The following is a 17,133-nucleotide window of genomic DNA, read 5'->3' as shown; positions in this document are numbered from 1 at the left end:
CGTGCTAGAATGCGTATTTAGTCGAGAAAGTGAAGCGCGTTATATTTCCGTCGTCTCCACCTTTCGTCTCACGTTGCCCGAACATCAGCTCCGTTCCAACGGTTACCTTTGGGGCAAGGTCCCACAAAAGTGCGCCAAACACCGACTGGGTCGACTCGGTCATGCTTGCGACAGCGAAATCCGGATTGTCGATGAACAGTCCGGAGTATCCGATGTTGAGACGCGCGGTCTCAGCAAACGGATGACGCCAAGCGATCAGTCCACCAACGGATGGGATCGCTTCAAGTTCACCGGTTACCGGATCAATCGCGGCGCCATTGGCGGCGTTGAGGCCGATATAGCGGCCAATGCCCTCTCCGGCTGTCAGCGCAAAGCGGATATCATCGCGCGCGCCAGCATTGAGCTTACCCGACACGCTGAGGCCATAACCAAAGGTCTCTTCGTCGATTGCGCCCGATTCCAGGCGAAGCTGACGGGCAATCGCTGCAACTGAGACATTACCATAATCACCACTGAAATTGTAGCGGCCGATCACGTCCGGGATAAGGTTGCCGTCGGCTTCAATGCGCCCGCCACCAACAGGCGTGATGGTGGCATTGCCGTTCTCAAGCGCGAACTGCCAATTTCCCGCCGTATAGCGGATCATCGCCTGACGCTCGAAGATCATGCCATCTGAAAGCACAAGGAAACTCGCACTTTCCGGGATCGCAGAGGTGTTCTGGAAGGTCGACCATTCCTGACCAATGCGCCAGTTGTTGAAGTCTAGAAACGCCCGGCGCAGGCGGGGAGAATAGGAGTTCGATACCCGCTGATCACCTTGCATGGAGCCAAGGAAATCCATCTCGATATGCGCGGCAACCTTGTTCTCACCAATGTCGCGATTGGCACTGATGAAGAAGCGGGTCGCCTGTGCGGTGAAGTCTGTGGCGGTCGTTTCCTCACCCCCGATTGGCGTGGCACCGGGAATATAGAAGTCGCGCGCAATCGAGCTCGCGCCGAAGCTGCCGTCGGAAAGGTTTGTCACATGAGCGTCGAGGTCAACAAAGCCGCCAACCTTCACAATCGTGTCGCCGATTCGCATACCATCCACCGGATTAGCGGATTCGGGCGTCGTAACCGATTGCGATGACGTTTCCAGCCGGACAATGTCGGCGTCCCGCTTGGCTTTTTCTTCTGCAAGCTCAGACTTCAGATCGGAAACCAACGCCTCAAGAGCGGCAAGTCTCGCTTCAAGTTCACTTGTATCAGTTGCACTTGCTGCTTGGACTGTTGCCAATGCAATGCCGGAAAGAAGGACACTCTTCAGTACAGATTTCATGTTATTAGCCTCCCCAGAGGGTTTCTCATTTTTTTGAGGGGAGTATTCCTTCGGTTCCTCTAGGGCACTATTAGCAATTGGTGCTAAGACGAAAGTCGACAGCGTCTCGACATTTCGCTTGGTCTGGCGCTAAACGGGCTTAAAATCAAAGCTGAAGACTCAGCTTATATGTCTGGAGGATACCTTGGCCGAAACAAAGAACGTGCTGATCATCGAAGATCATCCACTGTTCCGCGAGGCGCTTGTCACAGCACTTGGACGAGCATTCCCTTCAGAAGCCACAGCTTTGGAAGCTGATAGTATTTCATCCGGTCTCGACACGCTTCAGAACAACAAAGTTGATCTGGTTCTTCTCGACCTCAACCTGACAGATTCCAGCAATTTCGATGGTCTGACCCGGATCAATGCGGCCAGGCCCAATTGCCCGATCTATGTGGTTTCAGCGACAGAAGGCGCTGAAGCGTTCAACCGCGCCAAAGCGCTGGGTGCGACTGGTTATTTGCCGAAAAGTCTCTCACTCGACGAACTCGCAGCGGCTCTGGCCACGGCGCTCGATGGCGGAAGCTGGTTTCCGGAGGTCGAAAGCGGCCTGAGCGAAGCTGATGATGAAGTCGCAGCACGTATCGCATCCCTCACCCCGGCTCAGCGACGTGTACTTTCCGGCCTGTCTGATGGCTTGCTGAACAAGCAAATCGCCTTCGACATGGGAATCTCAGAAGCGACCGTGAAAGCGCATATGACCGCGATTTTCCGCAAGCTCGGCGCAAACAACCGGACACAGGCACTTCTGGTCTATAAGCAAGCCGTGTCCATTAGCGGCGATGATCACTCTGCAGCCTGAGGCCTTAGTCTCTGACCACACCGCTGCAAAAAGCGTCTGAGCAACACCGAGTCGACCGGCTTTCTGATCAGTTCAATCGACATGGCATTTGTTTTCTGTTCGATCTCAGGCTGGGATTTGGCTGTTAAAAGCGCAACATTTTCAGGCGCGGGAAGCCGTGAGCGAAGCATGGCAATCACATCGAAACCGGTCTGACCATCGGTTAGCTCAAGATCCGCGAGCAAGACATCGACTTCCAGACCCTCATCGATCAGACGGCGTGCATCTGCGAGACTTTGAACCGTGTTCACTCCACATCCCCATTTTTCCAGCAGAGCCGACATGGCGTCCAGGATGGTTCTCTCATCATCCACACAGAGCACCTGCATGGGCGGGAGGTCACCGGAAGACGGCACCGGCTGAGCCTGAACACGTCGTTTTGGCTGGCTTTCCTTTGCGATGGGAACCGTCACTGAGAAGACAGATCCTTTTCCAACACGTGATTTCAGATCCAGACTCGCGCCCATGAAACCGGCGAGCCTTTGGGCCACGGAAAGTCCCAGTCCAGCCCCCCGAACGCCGCTATTGTCGACATCCTGCAAACGCTGAAATTCCTCAAACAACAAATCCTGCTTTTCAGCAGGAATACCCGGCCCCGTGTCCCAGACTTCAATGCGCGCAAAATCGCCGCGTCGACGCGCGCCAATCAAGACCCCGCCGGTTCGGGTATAGCGGCGCGCATTCGACAGGAAATTTCGCAGAATGCTCTGCAGGAAGTCCGGGTCCGCACGAACGCTCAACGCCGTCGGCGCCACGCGCAAATCGAGACCCGCCTGTTCAGCCATTGGCGTTGCCTCATCCACCAGATCTTCCAGCAACGGGCCAAGCATCAGTGTTTCCGGCTTCGCTTTCACGCTGCCATGATCGAGGCGTGAAATGTCGAGAAGTCCTTTCAACAATCCATCCGCAGATTGAATGGAGCGGTCAGCACGCTCAACAAGCTGATGGGCAACCGCGTTATCGTCGGTATCAATGGATGCAAGAAACAAACGTGCGGCATTCAAAGGCTGGAGCAAGTCATGGCTCGCCGCGGCAAGGAAACGCGTCTTCGAAGCGTTTGCGCCTTCGGCGTCCATGCGGGCCTGATCAAGATCATGCGCCATGGCTTCGAGTTCAGCTGTACGCTCCTTGACCCGCGCTTCCAGGTTTTCATTCGCCTCGACAAGCGCTTTTTCACGGGCCTTGTCCTCAGTGATGTCGTGGAAAATCGAGACATACCCGCCCCCCGGCATAGGATTGCCGGTGATGCGCAGCCAGCGGCCATCATGGCTCTGGCGTTCATATCGGTGCGGAGAGCCAGCACGCATGTATTCCACACGGCGACGCGCCTGTTCGACGGGATCACCTTCCAGCCAGCCGGATTCGATATTGTGCTCGATCATCACAGATATGGGCTGGCCAACCTGAACGAGATCGGGCGGATACTGGAAAAGCTCGACATAGACCGAGTTCCAGGCAACGAGCTTCTGTTCATTGTCGACGACGCTGATACCGGACGGCATGTTTTCCAGCATGGCCTGTAGCATGTGGCGGTCGAACCGTTCTGCCTGTGTGCGCTGATCCAGAATGGAGAGAAGATCACTCAGTGCGACGTCTGCACCTGCCAGAGCAGAGGTCAGAACCACACGCGCAGAGGCAGACCCGAGCGCACTGGCGAGGAGCTTCTCCGTCCGCTGGACCAGTCGCCAGTCAGCCGGCACATCACCGCTGACTGCGATGCCTGTATCCTCATGAATTTTCTGGAAAGCGAGATCAACCGCACCCGAATTCAGAAAGCGGGATGCCAGAGCCTTTAATCCATCCGGCGTCACACCAGTCGTCATCGACGTCTGATGGTGACTTTCCGGCAAACTGGCGTCACGGCCAAAATCAACAAAAGCTGCAGCCTGTATTCGGTCTCTCAGCCTCTCCTTGGCCTGTAATGAGCCCACGATGTAGAAGAAAACGTTGGCGCCGAGGCTCCACACAACACCATGCGTTATGTTGTTGCCCATATCGATCCCAAAGAAAGCCTGAGGGTGGAACACGTCCGGCACCACGCTGAGCAAACGCTCAACACCGATGAACTCTGGCAGAAACAGAGTGTAGAGCCACAGGGCAACGCCGACCAGAAGGCCCGAAATCGCCCCTTGCGTTCGCCCGCCTCTCCAGTACAGCGCACCGATCAGAGCTGGAACGAACTGGATCGCCGCCGCAAAAGACAACAGGCCGATCTGAGCAAGCGCATTACTGCTACCTGCAAAGCGGTAATAGCCATAAGCCAGCGCCAGAATGCCGAACATGACGAGACGACGTGTCGTCAGCAGCTGTGAACCCGCACGCAGGTGTGTCGCGTCAAAACGACCCGTGCGCATCATGAGCGGCACCAGCAGGTCGTTCGTGACCATGGTCGACAAGGCGACGGTCGAGACGACCACCATGCCGGCCGCAGCAGAAAAGCCCCCAAGGAAGACAAACAGTGCCAGCAGCCCGTCGCCATGCTGAAGTGGAAGCGCAAGCACATACAAGTCAGCAGGCACATCTGCGGGAACAAACTGCAAGCCCGCCAGGGTGATCGGAATGATCACCAGACTGGTGAGGACCAGATAGACCGGAAACAACCAGCGCGCCCGTTTGAGCTCTTCAGGTCTGCGCCGCTCAATAAAGGTGACGTGAAACTGACGCGGCAAACAGACGATCACGCCCATAGCGACAATCACAACCGTCACAAAGCTTGGAATGCTGACATCTGATTTGAAGGGATTGGACGCCATCTCAGTCAGCGGCTCACCATCACCAACCAGCAGGAACACAGACAGGACGCAAACAGCGACCAGTGCCAATAATTTTACGATCGCTTCGAAAGCCAGCACACGCATCAGGCCTGCATTTGTCCGCGTCGTATCCACCGTTCTTGCGCCGAACAGGATCGCGAATATGGCCAGCACAACAGAGGTGATCAGTACGGTTTCATTCGGCGGAATTCGCCCCCCACTCCCGGCGTCAAAGACCAGTGCCTGAAAGCTCCATCCGACCGATTTAAGCTGAAGTGAAATATAGGGAAGACTGGCCGTCACAGCCGCGAGCGTTGCGAGTGCAGCAAGTGTCCGGCTCTTGCCGTATCGCGCGGCCAGAAAGTCAGAAAGCGATGTGATGCTTTCGCGTTGTACCAGATCGCCAATGCGAGCGAGCATGTTGGGCAGAAACAGAAACACGATGATCGGGCCAACATAAATCGGCAGGTATTCCCAGCCCGAAGAGGCTGCCGTGCCGACGGCGCCGAAATACGTCCACGATGTACAATAGACCGCCAGAGCCAGCGCATAACGCGTCGGATTATCATGAAAGCGCGACGCGGATTCGTCACCCTTATCACCCTGCCAGGCGATAAAGAACAGACCGCCCATATACAGTGCGCTGACAATCAGAACGATCCAGACTGGCATGTCTCAAATTCTCCTGGCGCACATGATGAAGAGACTTCCCTTGCCTGACAAGCACGCCAGAAGTCGAACGCAAAAACGGGCGACCATAAAGGTCGCCCGTTTCAGGATGGGTTTCAGATGAGGTCTTTCCTACTCAGCTGCCATCGGCGCCATGTCGACGTCTCCGGCGCCATGCGGGCTGCGTGTGCCCGGCACCCGAATGTCCTCCACAAGATCCTGAACGTCCTGTGGCGGTGGAGCCGTCACAAGAGACACAACGATACCGAGGATCGCAGACAGGAACATGAAGATGAAACCGATGCCCTCTGGCGAAACACCAAGGAAATACTGATCCGGCGTACCACCACCGAACTTGAAGTAGTAGATATAGGCAAAGGTCGCGATCAGGCCGAACAGCATGCTAGCAATCGCCCCTTCCTTGTTCATCCGCTTCCAGAAGATGCCGAGGAAGATAATCGGGAAGAGCGACGCCGCAGCCAGGCCGAAGGCAAAGGCAACCACCTGAGCCACAAAGCCAAGCTGAGCGGTGTTCATCCCCATCCAGCCGGCAAGCACGACAGCCGATGCAGAGGCAATCCGCGCGGTCATCAATTCCTGCTTATCCGTCATGTTTTTGAAGAAGGTCCGGCGGCAAAGGTCGTGACTGACGGCTGATGAGATCACCATCAGAAGGCCGGCGGCCGTTGAGAGCGCTGCTGCCAGCCCCCCGGCGACGACCAGCCCAATCACCCAGCCTGGCAGGTTCGCAATGCTTGGGTTTGCCATAACGAAGATATCACGGTCGAGCGTTGTGACTTCGTTGGTTTCGCCCGCACTGTATTGAACGACCCCATCGCCATTCATATCCGTGACACCAAGAAGCCCGGTTTTCTCCCAATCCTTGAACCAGCGTGGAATTGGCTTTCCACCTTCTTCTGTGATGGCCGAAGCTTCGGCATCATAGTCGATCTCGTCGATATCGCCCGCGATGTAAGTCGCTTCATTGACGGTATCGATGAAGTTCAGGCGCGCGAATGCCGAGACAGCTGGCGCGGTTGTGTAGAGAATCGCGATGAAGACCAGCGCCCAGCCCGCAGAGATACGCGCGGCGCGCGCACTGCTGACCGTGAAGAACCGGACGATGACGTGCGGCAGGCCGGCCGTGCCAAACATCAGCGCGCCAGTGATCGCAAAAACATCCATCATCGATTTATTCGTCTGGGTGTATTCCAGAAAGCCGAGGTCCCGGACCACCGTGTTGAGCTTGTCCAGCATGGCAACGTCTTCACCCTTCACATTGGAAATGAAGCCGAGCTGTGGAATCGGATTGCCGGTGATGATCAGCGAGATGAAGATCGCAGGTACAGTGTAGGCGAAAATCATGACGCAGTATTGCGCGACCTGCGTATAGGTGACGCCCTTCATACCGCCCCAGACAGCGTAGACGAAGACGATACACATGCCGATCAGGATGCCCGTGTTGAATTCAACACCGAGGAAGCCTGAAAATGCGACGCCGACGCCTTTCATCTGCCCCGCAATATAGGTGAAGGACACAAATAGCGCGCACAGAACCGCGATCAGACGGGCTGCTGTGGAGTAATACCGGTCGCCGACAAAATCCGGGACTGTGAATTTGCCGAACTCTCTCAGGAAAGGTGCGAGCAGAAGTGCCAGAAGCACGAAGCCGCCGGTCCAGCCCATCAGATAGACCGAGCCACCATATCCCAGAAAGGCAATAAGACCTGCCATGGACAGGAAGCTTGCCGCAGACATCCAGTCTGCCGCTGTGGCCATGCCGTTCAGGGTTGGATGCACATCATGCCCGGCAACGTAGAAGTCGTCGGTTGATCCGGCACGCGCCCAGATGGCGATGCCGATATACATGCCGAATGTCAGAACGACGAAGAAATAGGTCCAGAATTGCTGATCCATCGCCCTACCCCTTCACGTTATATTTCTTTTCGATCCGGTTCATCGCGATGCAGTAATAAAAAATCAGCACCATGAAGACGTAGATCGCGCCTTGTTGGGAAAACCAGAATCCGAGCGGTGCGCCGCCTATTCTGAAGTTATCAAGTGCATCGCGGAACAGGATGCCTGCTCCGAATGATACAGCAAACCAGATGACAAGCAGTGTAATGATCAGGCTGACAGTTGCCTTCCAATACCCTTTGCCATCAATTTCTTTTATGTCCTGCGTCAAGGTAATCCTCCCCTGGACTTATATTGGAACGGACTTTTCCGCCCTTATAGGCTCCATGTATTTTATTTAATTTTGTAGGTGGACTTTGGTCGAAGCATTAACACAATAATACGGCTCTCTCACCAAAGCCCGATCGCTCTCTATTCAGCAGAATGAGAGACTATATTTCGCTGATGCAAAATATACTGAATTTTGAATTGGATAAGCGAGCTTACCGGCTCGCGCGCCGACGTTCCAGCAGCTCTCTTGAGCCGGAAAACATCATCCAGCCCGCCAGGATCAGACCGCCGAGCACATAAGCTTCGAGCAGACCTATTCCAGGCTCGAGAAATGCGTTTGCTGCGCGATAAGCGAAGATCGCGGCCATCAGAATACCGATCGCCAGAGTGAGATGAGCTTTCATCCATATTCCTCCCAAGCTTGTCTTTTTCGACAAGCATGACGCAAAATCCCGACTTCCCGAATGGGACATTGGTCGAAGTTGAATTTTGGGAGAAATGGTACCGCCTCCCCGGTTCGAACGGGGGACCTCTAGATCCACAATCTAGCGCTCTAACCGACTGAGCTAAGGCGGCACGTTGAGAACGCGTCTTCTAATCGGAGCCGACGCTGAACGCAAGAGAAACTTGCGACAGAATTCAGCCTTTTCCGGACTTGTTTGCGTATGGGTTCTTACCCTGCCGGACAAACAGCCGGATTGGCACGCCAGGCAGGTCAAATGCCTCACGCAAACCATTGATCAGGTAACGCTTATAGCTTTCAGGCATATGCTCACCGCGATTGGCCATAAGCACAAAGGTCGGCGGACGCGTCTTGATCTGGCTCATATATTTCGGCTTGATCGGCTTACCGTGTACCGATGGCGGTGGGTGACGTTCCACCACATGCTTGAGCCACGCGTTCAGGTCATTCGTTTTGACCCGCGCATTCCAGTCATCAAACATCGACAGGACCGCTGGCATCAACCGGTCAATACGCTTGCCGGTCAGACCAGACAGAAAGACAATCGGTGCGCCCTTGGCGTTTGGCAGCAGACGTCCTGCTTTTTCACGCAGCTCTTTGGCGCGGGCGTCATGATCTTCGATCAGATCCCATTTCGAGAGTACGAACACGAGACCGCGCCCTTCACGTAGAACCAGATCGGCGATCTGAAGGTCCTGCTTCTCAAAGGCATCGCGTGCATCCATGACGAGTGCGACCACATCCGCAAACCGGATCGAACGGATCGTATCCGATGTGGACATACGCTCGATCTGCTCGTGGACTTTCGCCTTTTTACGCAAACCAGCCGTGTCGACCAGCTTGATCGTCCGGTCCTCATAGGACCATTCGATCTCGATTGAGTCGCGCGTAATGCCCGCTTCCGGCCCCGTCAGAAGACGGTCAGACTGGAGCAAAGTATTGATAAGGGTCGACTTGCCTGCATTCGGACGGCCAACCACGATCAGGCGCGCTGTGCGAGGTGGTGGGGGCAGTTCTTCAGCGTCCGGATCGAAGGCTTCGTGCACTTCCTCAACAGCGTCATCCTCGTCCAGTACCTCAGGTACGACGCGAACGATGCCGGAAAAGAGGTCTGCCATGCCCTCACCATGTTCAGCAGACAAACCAACAGGCTCACCGAACCCCAGAGAATAAGCTTCCATCAAGCCGTCTTCACCGGCCTTGCCTTCACACTTATTGCCTGCGACGACGACAGGCTTGTTCACCTTGCGCAAAAGCTCGGCAAAACGCTCATCCAGAGGCGTTACACCCGCGCGCGCATCGATGATGAAAAGCGAAACATCGGCGTCCCGTATGGCCTGCTCGGTCTGTTCACGCATACGCGATTCCAAAGAAGCATCGCGAACATCCTCGAATCCGGGTGTGTCAATCAGCGTGAATTTCAGGCCCGCAAGTTCTGCAGACGCCTCGCGCCGGTCACGTGTTACGCCGGGCTGGTCGTCTACAATAGCAAGACGCTGTCCCACCAGACGGTTGAACAGCGTAGACTTGCCAACATTTGGGCGGCCAACAATGGCCACTTTCAGGGTCATTCAGGTTTACCTTATCGAGAACAGGGTTCCATTGTCCGCGAGCAGGATCAGACGGCCATCATAGGCGATCGGCTCGAGGAAAAACCCAGCATCTGCACCAAAACGACCGATGCGCACAAGCTGTTTTTCTTCCAGCACCTCACCCGTCTGCGGAGAGAAGGAGATAAGGCGCCCGTCTGAGGATACAACCACCAGCTTGCCAGAGGCCAGGATTGGACCGGAATAGCTGATCCGGCCTTTGTTTTTCTCGGGCTTGCGGAACATTTCCAGCTGCTGCACCCAGACCACGCGGCCAGAGGCGGCTTCAACGCAAATCAGTTGCGCATCCACACCCACAGCAAACAGGTAATCACCGACCACGTTCGGTGCCTGTGTGGATCCGAATGGCAGCGACCAGATGCGAGAGCCGGAGCGCCCGTCAATGGCTGCAAGAACACCAGACTGGCTCGTTGCGAAAACAAGACCGCTTCGCAGAACCGGACGTGAGGCAATGTCGTTGATCGCGGAAATCGGCGTAAACCGGCCTGCGCGTGTCAGCGAGTCTGACCACAGTCGACGTCCGTTAGACGGAAGATACGCAATCACCTCGCCGGAGGAGTAAGGCGCGACGATAAAATCATCAATGCCTGCAGGGCTTGGTGACGACAGTACGCGCGCAGACTCGGCAATTGCCTGGTCAGTCCATTCGACAGACCCATCGTCGAGCATCATCGCGTAAAATTCGTTATTGTTGGAGGCGATGAAAATGCGGTTGTCTACGATGGTCGGTGAACCCGTCATCGGCGCCTGCATTTCTTCTTTCCAGATCTCGGCGCCTGTATTTGCATCAACGAGGGACACAAAACCAAAACCAGATGCGATGACCAGCTTGTCACCCTTCAGAGCGAGACCACCACCAAACGCTCGCTTGTCGCGTTTGCTGCCAGAGCTGAGCTCCTTTTTCCAGACCGTCTTGCCGGTCTGTGCATCAATCGCGAAGACAACCTGCTTGGCATCGATGAGATAGATTTTACCGTTTCCGGCGACTGGCGCTGCCGAAAGCGCGCGATTGGTATCTGAACCGGAACCCTGGCTCCATGTCCACGCGACATCAAACGCTTCGCCCGCGCGCACATGGCCCGGCACTTTCGCAGATCCACGTCCCGCCTGCTCCCAGGCATTTACCGGCTCCATATCGGGCAGAATAACCGCAGAGCTGACAAGCTCCGGATCTGCCTGAAGAACCGACTCGGCAGACACCATGGCGATACGGCCTGCTTTTTCGGCCGCCTCAGCTTCGTCTTTCCCATCACCCTTGAATGGGTTCATGTTGCTGATCGTCGAACACGAAGTCAGCAGGACTGCGGAAAGGGCCAGAACCCCCAGTTTATGAGTGGTCATCATGAGGCATTTCCATTTTTCGCGATTAGAGCATCAAGCGCGCCAACGGCCCGCTCGGCGCGCATCTGTACGCCCTGAGGCACATCCAAACCGAGAGAGATGCGGTTATAGCGGCTGCGCGCTTCTTCATAATTCCCAAGGGCGTAAGCACGGGCGGCAATCGTTTCTTCTGCAAGATACGCGTAAGGAGAATCCGCATCCGAAGCCAATGGCTCAAGCCAGACCTGCAGCTCAGAGAGCTCCGCCGACGATGACATCAGATAGGCAGCCTTCAGACGCGCAATATCCGCAAACGCCCCCTCGCCTTCTGCTGCGGCTTTGAGGCTTTCAATTGCGGCTGCGCGATCGCCCTTCGCCGTCATCTGAATACGAGCAAGGTATTGCGACGCCAGAGCGCCGTAAGCATTTTCCTTTTCAGCGACATCGGCAAATAGCGCTTCAGCCAGAGCATAGTCATTCTGCTCCAGCGCCTGCTGGGCTGAAAAGAACGTGTCCGCCGTTTGAGCGTCGCTCTTTCCCTTCTGCCATTTGTAGACTTCATAGCCTGCAACGCCCAGAATCAGCGTGGCAACCAGAACATAGATGATCGGCCCAAGCCATTTCCACACTCTGGCGGCATTGTCGTGAAGCACCGCCTCATCGACTTCTTCAAAAATATCACTCACTCGTGCACCCTGTGAATTCTGTTCGACCGGACATTAGCCGCTGAATGCGCATCCAGCAACGCGTGGAATCTTTACGAATTTCTCAGATTCGCTTTGATTTGGTAGGTTTCCGCCTCTCCGGGGAAGGTTCGGGCCTTCACATCGGATGCATACGCCTCAACGGAGCGGACAATTTCGCCTTTCACATCGCCATAACGACGAACGAATTTCGGCGTCCAGTCGAAAATACCCAGCATGTCATCAATGACCAGAATCTGACCGTCGCAAGCTGCGCTCGCGCCAATGCCGACCGTCGGAATCGAAAGCTGTTCGGTAATTTCGCGCGCGAGGTCTTCTGCGACCCCCTCAATCACAACGGCAAAAGCACCGCCAGCTTCGGCCGCTTTGGCTTCGTCGATCACCCGCTGACGCTCATCGCCTGAACGCCCCTTGGCCTTGAACCCGCCATCGACATGAATTGCCTGCGGACGCAGACCGACATGTCCCATGACCGGAATACCGCGTTCCACGAGGAAGGAGACGATTTCACCAGCATAGGTGCCGCTCTCAATCTTGACCGCCTGGCACCCTGTTTCCTGCATGATGCGCGAAGCGTTTTCAAACGCCTGTACAGGGCCCGCCTCATAGCTGCCGAACGGCATATCCACGACAACAAAGGCCTCTTCAGAGCCTCTCATCACCGCTTTGCCGTGCAGGATCATCATCTCCATGGTCACGCCAACCGTCGAATCGAGTCCGTGGACGACCATGCCGACGCTGTCACCCACCAGAATGAGATCGCAATACGGGTCGATCAATGCCGCACGCGGCGCATCATAAGCCGTCAGGCAAACAAGAGGATCGCCCTTCTTGGCCTTGGCAATATCTTTAACCGTTTTGCGGCGGACTTGCTTTTGAGATGACACAGCGGACTCCTACTATGACTAGGATTGCGTGATTAAAGCGGATTGCGCATTCTGAAAACCACAAAGCCGGAAACTTCTGCAGAAGTGATCTGGATCAATGGGCCGCATGTCGGGATTTCACACGAGGCAGTAGATTGGTCGCATGAGTCAGATGACGGTCTTCTATGATGGTGCCTGCCCGCTTTGCACACGCGAAATCGGACTATTGCGCCGTCTGGAAACGCGAGACCGCCTGCAGTTTCTAGATATTTCACCGCCGGGCGCAGACGCGTTCTGCCCGATCCCGCAAAAGCAGCTCATGGCACGTTTTCATGTCCAGCTTGCAAATGGCGAAATCGTCGATGGCGCACAGGCCTTCACGGAGGCCTGGTCGCAGATTCCATATCTTGTCTGGTTGCGCCCGCTGGGTCGCTGGGCGCCGACCCGGTGGCTTTTGAACCGGGTCTATGGCGCGTTCCTGACGATCCGACCATCCTTACAAAAGCTGATCGGACGCCTGGTCTCTTAATAGCTCTTCGGAAGCTCCAGAACGCGCTCTGAGATATAGTTCAGAATCATCTCGCGGCTGACAGGTGCGATGCGTGCCAGCATGGCTTCACGCATATAACGCTCGACATGATATTCTTTGGCATAGCCCATACCACCATGCGCCAGAACGGCCGCCTCACAGGCGTTGAAACCAGCTTCTGCGCCGAGATATTTCGCAGCATTCGCTTCTGCGCCGCAATCCTCGCCAGCATCATAGAGCGCCGCGCCCTTGAAGCCGAGCAAATTGGCGGCCTCAAGTTCGGCCCATGCTTTTGCGAGCGGATGTGCAACGCCCTGATTCTGGCCAATCGGCCGGCCAAACACGACGCGCTCTTTCGCGTATTGAGCTGCCTTTTCAAGCGCTGCCTGACCCAGGCCAACAGCCTCCGCACAGAAGAGAATCCGTTCCGGGTTCAGCCCCTGGAGCAGGTATTTGAAGCCTGCCCCCTCTTCACCGATCAAATCCTCTTTCGGAACTTCCAGACCATCAAAGAAGAGCATGTTACATTCGACCGCCTTGCGCCCCATTTTCGGGATCGGCTTGGCTTCGATCTTTGCGCGATTGAAGTCGGTGTAGAACAGCGACAGGCCGAGATATGGCTTGGCGCACTGATCTTTCGGCGTGGTGCGCGCAATGATCAGGATCTTGTCGGCGCGCTGCGCGCCGGTCGTCCAGATCTTGCGGCCTGAAATCGTGTAACCGGAATTGGTCTTCTCAGCGCGCGTTTCCAGAGAAGACGTATCCAGACCGGAATTTGGCTCGGTCACAGCGAAGCACATTTTCTGCTCGCCGGAGATGATCTTCGGCAGGTGCTCGGTGCGCTGCTCCGGTGTGCCGAATTTCTCCAGCGGCTTTGGTCCAAAGATATTCAGGTGGATTGCCGACGCGCCGGAAAAGCCTGCGCCGGAACGGGTGACCGCCTGCATGACGATAGCCGCCTCGGTCAGGCCCAGGCCTGCACCGCCAACATCTTCCGGCATGGCGATGCCGAGCCAGCCGCCATCGGCCATGGCTTTGGTGAACTTTTCCGGCCATTCGCCGGTCTCGTCTGTTTTCAGCCAGTATTCGTCATCAAACTGCGCACAGGTTTTGGCGACTGCCTCACGGATGGCAATCTGGTCCTCGGATGGCGCTAAAATCTGATACATGAACGTCTCTCCCGCTTATTTTTCTCCTGCCTTACATGGTTCCTTGGCAGAGGAAAAGCGAGCGATCCTAAAGAGAAACCTGATCAGGCCGCAAATCCGCCAGAACGCTTTCATTTTCATCGACCTCGCCCAGAAGGTCACGAATGACGAGGTCCGCTGTGGCAGGTGCCAGAAGGATGCCGTTTCGATAATGCCCGGTCGCAACATAATTGTTCGCGCTGACCCAGCCAATCATCGGTCGCTGACGACGTGCCATCGGGCGAAGGCCGGCCCATTCCTCAATCCGCTCAACATCGTGACCAAGCGTCGGGCAAAACGCGATTGCGTCCGCAAACATGGCATCCAGGCGTTCTGACTGGGTTGTCAGATCGGTTTCGTCCGGTTCCACCGTCGCGCCGATGATCACGCGGTCGGGCTTCGGTACGATATAGGCAGCGCCCCAGCGAACGGGAATTTTCGGATGGTCGGCGCGTGGTTTGATCGACAGCATCTGACCTTTGACGGGGCGCACATCATGACTTTGCCAGCCGCGGCAGGACACCAGAATATCAGCTTCGGTCAGGGCTTTGCGTTCGCGCGCAAAGAATGGCTGGCAGACCGTTTTCAGCGCCTTGAGAACAGCGCGATTGTCGACCTGAGCATCATCCTCAAACAGCACCATTTCCTTGCCGCGTGCATTCAGCTCGGGAACATAGCTCAGCGCCATGGCCGGATCGGACAGACGGATCGCACCCGGTACGCGTTCATCCTTCTGCAGGAGCGACAAGCTCTCCTGAGGCAGCAACCCAAGCGTGGGGCCATGCTGAAAGAAGATATGCTGGCCGGAATCGCTTTCCAAAGTCGCGGAGAATTCGGGCCAGAGCCTCAGACTATGCGCTGCGAGATGATGCAGATCTTTGGAGAAGTCGGGCTCAATGAGCGCTTCAAATCCTGCAGAGAGCATGCCGGCTGCTGCCCAGCTTGCTTTGCCCTGATCCACGCCGGGGTCATAGATAATAGGCCGAAACCCACGCCGTATCAGCCCCCAGGCGATCGACAGGCCAATAATGCCCGCGCCCTCAATTGCGATGGTTGTGTCCGGACTGATGGCAGGAGAACTCGACATAGGCCCGACTTAGACCAGTCTTCAGCGCAGGGCGATAGGCGATTTCGAAAACCTGCCGCCCTCACAGGCATATCAGAGCGGTCCGCCTACGGGCGACGCGACTGACCACGCCAGATCAACAGGAACTGGCTAGCCGCTTCACGGTCCGCAAACGACACGGCTTTTCGATGAGACTGGCCGCTCATCACATCCTTGATGGTGATTTCCTGCACACCTGCACCGGAAGTCTGCGTTCGTGTGAACGTTTCCATCGCATCGGCAAATCTTGTTTCCGCCTGCTGATCGCCCACCGCGACATGCACAACGACATTCGACATCTTCATCCCCCAGATCTTACGTCTGGTCCCTAACATTCTCAGATCGCGGTTTTATGACGAACCGCGATCCCTGATGAGGAAAAGCATTTAAGAGGCACTTTTCCGCCAACACACACAATCCTTACAAAACAAGAGGTTACCCTCTATTCCTCAGGCTTACCTTCCAATGCGTTGACGCGCGATGGCATCGGCTACGCGATTGGTTGCCTGATTGCTTTGCAGCGATTCGTTGAAAACTTCGTCCAGTGTCTGCATCAGACGCGAGAGTTTGCCCTCAACCCAATCAGCACTGTACTTACCAGAGATCTCGGCGGCGACGTTGATGATACCACCACCATTGATCACATAGTCCGGCGCATAGAGAATGCCGCGCTCTTTCACGGCATCACCCATTTCCGGCGTACTCAGCTGATTGTTCGCACCGCCTGCAATAACCTTGCAGGTGAGTCGCGGTAGGGTTTCCTCATTAATGATCGCACCGAGAGCATTCGGCGAAACCACATCCACATCCTGAAACAGAATATCTGCCACATCGACAGCTGTTGCGCCCGTCTCAGCGGCAAGGTCGGCAACGCGGTCAGCCGCCACATCCGCGATCATGACCTCAGCGCCAGCCTTTGTGAGTTTGCGAACGACATCGGCGCCGACATGGCCGATGCCTTGAACCGCAATTCGGCGTCCCTTTGGATCATCATTTCCGAAAGCGTGCGCCATGGCGACCTTGATACCTCGGAAGACCCCTTCAGCCGTGACAGGTGATGGGTCACCGCTGGCTGCTTCGCCGTCATCCAGACCTGCAACATAACGCGTGTGTTCGCTGGCATAGGCGAGATCCTGCGGCGTGATGCCGACATCCTCAGCCGTCCAGTAGGTTCCGTTGAGCGAGTCGACAGCGCGGCCAAATGCGCGGAACAGGTCCGGCGTCTTGTCTTCGCGCGCATTGCCCCAGATCACGGCCTTGCCGCCTCCAAGCGGCAGCCCCGCCATAGCGTTCTTGTAAGACATGCCCTGAGAGAGACGCAGCACATCACGATACATGTCGATGCCGGTCTCATAATTCCACATACGACAGCCGCCCGCAGCCGGCCCGAGATGAGTGGAGTGAATTGCGATCATGCCACGTAGCCCGGTTTCAGCGTCATGAAACATGTGAACGCTTTCGTGAGCATCATAGGCTGGATGATCGAACATAGCCGTATTCCTCAGGATGTTATTTCGATAGATGGGGCGCTTTTGCAGCAAT

At 55.9% G+C, this 17,133-nt stretch carries 15 protein-coding genes and 1 tRNA gene; 2 read left to right on the top strand and 14 right to left on the bottom strand.

Annotation, left to right across the window (positions count from 1 at the left end; all coding sequences use genetic code 11):
* Nucleotides 1-4: 4 nt before the first annotated feature.
* Nucleotides 5-1,318, bottom strand: a complete 1,314-nt coding sequence (locus ACFQDM_RS16430; RefSeq protein ID WP_377380950.1) for a DcaP family trimeric outer membrane transporter — start codon at nucleotides 1,316-1,318, stop codon at nucleotides 5-7.
* Nucleotides 1,319-1,502: 184 nt separating this feature from the next.
* On the opposite strand from ACFQDM_RS16430, the gene ACFQDM_RS16425 reads away from it, so the two are divergent.
* Entirely contained in the window at nucleotides 1,503-2,159 is a 657-nt protein-coding gene (locus ACFQDM_RS16425; RefSeq protein ID WP_377380947.1) for a response regulator transcription factor, read from the top strand.
* Here ACFQDM_RS16425 and ACFQDM_RS16420 read toward each other — a convergent pair.
* The 9 genes from ACFQDM_RS16420 to panB form a co-directional block, all read right to left on the bottom strand.
* Nucleotides 2,144-5,623, bottom strand: coding sequence for a hybrid sensor histidine kinase/response regulator (locus ACFQDM_RS16420; protein WP_377380944.1), 3,480 nt, complete (start codon nucleotides 5,621-5,623; stop codon nucleotides 2,144-2,146). The two genes, ACFQDM_RS16425 and ACFQDM_RS16420, sit on opposite strands and share 16 nt — an antisense overlap.
* Before the next feature lie 129 nt (nucleotides 5,624-5,752).
* Complete coding sequence (locus ACFQDM_RS16415; protein ID WP_377380942.1) at nucleotides 5,753-7,537, bottom strand: sodium:solute symporter family protein; 1,785 nt, start codon at nucleotides 7,535-7,537, stop codon at nucleotides 5,753-5,755.
* A 4-nt stretch (nucleotides 7,538-7,541) separates the two neighbouring features.
* Nucleotides 7,542-7,808: a DUF4212 domain-containing protein gene (locus ACFQDM_RS16410; RefSeq protein WP_377380939.1), complete on the bottom strand. Its 267-nt coding sequence runs from the start codon at nucleotides 7,806-7,808 to the stop codon at nucleotides 7,542-7,544.
* Nucleotides 7,809-8,019: 211 nt separating this feature from the next.
* Entirely contained in the window at nucleotides 8,020-8,211 is a 192-nt protein-coding gene (locus ACFQDM_RS16405; protein ID WP_377380936.1) for a hypothetical protein, read from the bottom strand.
* A gap of 95 nt (nucleotides 8,212-8,306) precedes the next feature.
* Nucleotides 8,307-8,383 (bottom strand) — tRNA-His (locus ACFQDM_RS16400).
* Nucleotides 8,384-8,446: 63 nt separating this feature from the next.
* A complete protein-coding gene (gene der, locus ACFQDM_RS16395; protein ID WP_377380933.1) occupies nucleotides 8,447-9,841 on the bottom strand; it encodes a ribosome biogenesis GTPase Der in 1,395 nt (464 codons plus the stop codon).
* A gap of 6 nt (nucleotides 9,842-9,847) precedes the next feature.
* Nucleotides 9,848-11,224 (bottom strand): PQQ-binding-like beta-propeller repeat protein, encoded by a 1,377-nt coding sequence (locus ACFQDM_RS16390; protein WP_377380930.1) that lies wholly within the window; start codon nucleotides 11,222-11,224, stop codon nucleotides 9,848-9,850.
* On the bottom strand, nucleotides 11,221-11,886 hold the full coding sequence (locus tag ACFQDM_RS16385; RefSeq protein ID WP_377380928.1) for a tetratricopeptide repeat protein: 666 nt from the start codon (nucleotides 11,884-11,886) through the stop codon (nucleotides 11,221-11,223). The genes ACFQDM_RS16390 and ACFQDM_RS16385 overlap by 4 nt, the downstream gene beginning before the upstream one ends.
* Before the next feature lie 71 nt (nucleotides 11,887-11,957).
* A complete protein-coding gene (panB, locus tag ACFQDM_RS16380; RefSeq protein WP_377380925.1) occupies nucleotides 11,958-12,791 on the bottom strand; it encodes a 3-methyl-2-oxobutanoate hydroxymethyltransferase in 834 nt (277 codons plus the stop codon).
* 142 nt (nucleotides 12,792-12,933) lie between these two features.
* Here panB and ACFQDM_RS16375 point away from each other — a divergent pair, with 142 nt between their 5' ends.
* Nucleotides 12,934-13,299, top strand: coding sequence for a thiol-disulfide oxidoreductase DCC family protein (locus ACFQDM_RS16375; RefSeq protein WP_377380923.1), 366 nt, complete (start codon nucleotides 12,934-12,936; stop codon nucleotides 13,297-13,299).
* Here the strand turns inward: ACFQDM_RS16375 and ACFQDM_RS16370 are convergent.
* From ACFQDM_RS16370 to ACFQDM_RS16355, 4 genes are all read right to left on the bottom strand, one after another.
* Nucleotides 13,296-14,468: an acyl-CoA dehydrogenase family protein gene (locus ACFQDM_RS16370; protein ID WP_377380920.1), complete on the bottom strand. Its 1,173-nt coding sequence runs from the start codon at nucleotides 14,466-14,468 to the stop codon at nucleotides 13,296-13,298. The genes ACFQDM_RS16375 and ACFQDM_RS16370 overlap by 4 nt on opposite strands.
* Before the next feature lie 67 nt (nucleotides 14,469-14,535).
* Nucleotides 14,536-15,573: an FAD-dependent oxidoreductase gene (locus ACFQDM_RS16365; protein ID WP_377380917.1), complete on the bottom strand. Its 1,038-nt coding sequence runs from the start codon at nucleotides 15,571-15,573 to the stop codon at nucleotides 14,536-14,538.
* 86 nt (nucleotides 15,574-15,659) lie between these two features.
* A complete protein-coding gene (locus ACFQDM_RS16360) occupies nucleotides 15,660-15,890 on the bottom strand; it encodes a hypothetical protein (RefSeq protein WP_377380915.1) in 231 nt (76 codons plus the stop codon).
* Nucleotides 15,891-16,046: 156 nt separating this feature from the next.
* Entirely contained in the window at nucleotides 16,047-17,081 is a 1,035-nt protein-coding gene (locus tag ACFQDM_RS16355; protein WP_377380912.1) for a Glu/Leu/Phe/Val family dehydrogenase, read from the bottom strand.
* Nucleotides 17,082-17,133: the final 52 nt, after the last annotated feature.

The organism is Ponticaulis profundi (genome assembly GCF_042659465.1).
GTDB lineage: Bacteria > Pseudomonadota > Alphaproteobacteria > Caulobacterales > Hyphomonadaceae > Ponticaulis > Ponticaulis profundi.
The sequence above is the reverse complement of the archived record's forward strand: the minus strand, read 5'-3'. Positions and strand labels throughout refer to the sequence as shown.

Bases quoted from the DNA above. Each gene is read 5' to 3' on its own strand.
- ACFQDM_RS16415 (WP_377380942.1), bottom strand. From the start codon at position 7,537: ATGGATCAGCAATTCTGGACCTATTTCTTCGTCGTTCTGACATTCGGC.
- ACFQDM_RS16375 (WP_377380923.1), top strand. From the start codon at position 12,934: ATGAGTCAGATGACGGTCTTCTATGATGGTGCCTGCCCGCTTTGCACA.
- ACFQDM_RS16420 (WP_377380944.1), bottom strand. From the start codon at position 5,623: ATGCCAGTCTGGATCGTTCTGATTGTCAGCGCACTGTATATGGGCGGT.
- ACFQDM_RS16370 (WP_377380920.1), bottom strand. From the start codon at position 14,468: ATGTATCAGATTTTAGCGCCATCCGAGGACCAGATTGCCATCCGTGAG.
- ACFQDM_RS16430 (WP_377380950.1), bottom strand. From the start codon at position 1,318: ATGAAATCTGTACTGAAGAGTGTCCTTCTTTCCGGCATTGCATTGGCA.
- ACFQDM_RS16405 (WP_377380936.1), bottom strand. From the start codon at position 8,211: ATGAAAGCTCATCTCACTCTGGCGATCGGTATTCTGATGGCCGCGATC.
- ACFQDM_RS16360 (WP_377380915.1), bottom strand. From the start codon at position 15,890: ATGTCGAATGTCGTTGTGCATGTCGCGGTGGGCGATCAGCAGGCGGAA.
- ACFQDM_RS16390 (WP_377380930.1), bottom strand. From the start codon at position 11,224: ATGATGACCACTCATAAACTGGGGGTTCTGGCCCTTTCCGCAGTCCTG.
- ACFQDM_RS16365 (WP_377380917.1), bottom strand. From the start codon at position 15,573: ATGTCGAGTTCTCCTGCCATCAGTCCGGACACAACCATCGCAATTGAG.
- der (WP_377380933.1), bottom strand. From the start codon at position 9,841: ATGACCCTGAAAGTGGCCATTGTTGGCCGCCCAAATGTTGGCAAGTCT.
- ACFQDM_RS16355 (WP_377380912.1), bottom strand. From the start codon at position 17,081: ATGTTCGATCATCCAGCCTATGATGCTCACGAAAGCGTTCACATGTTT.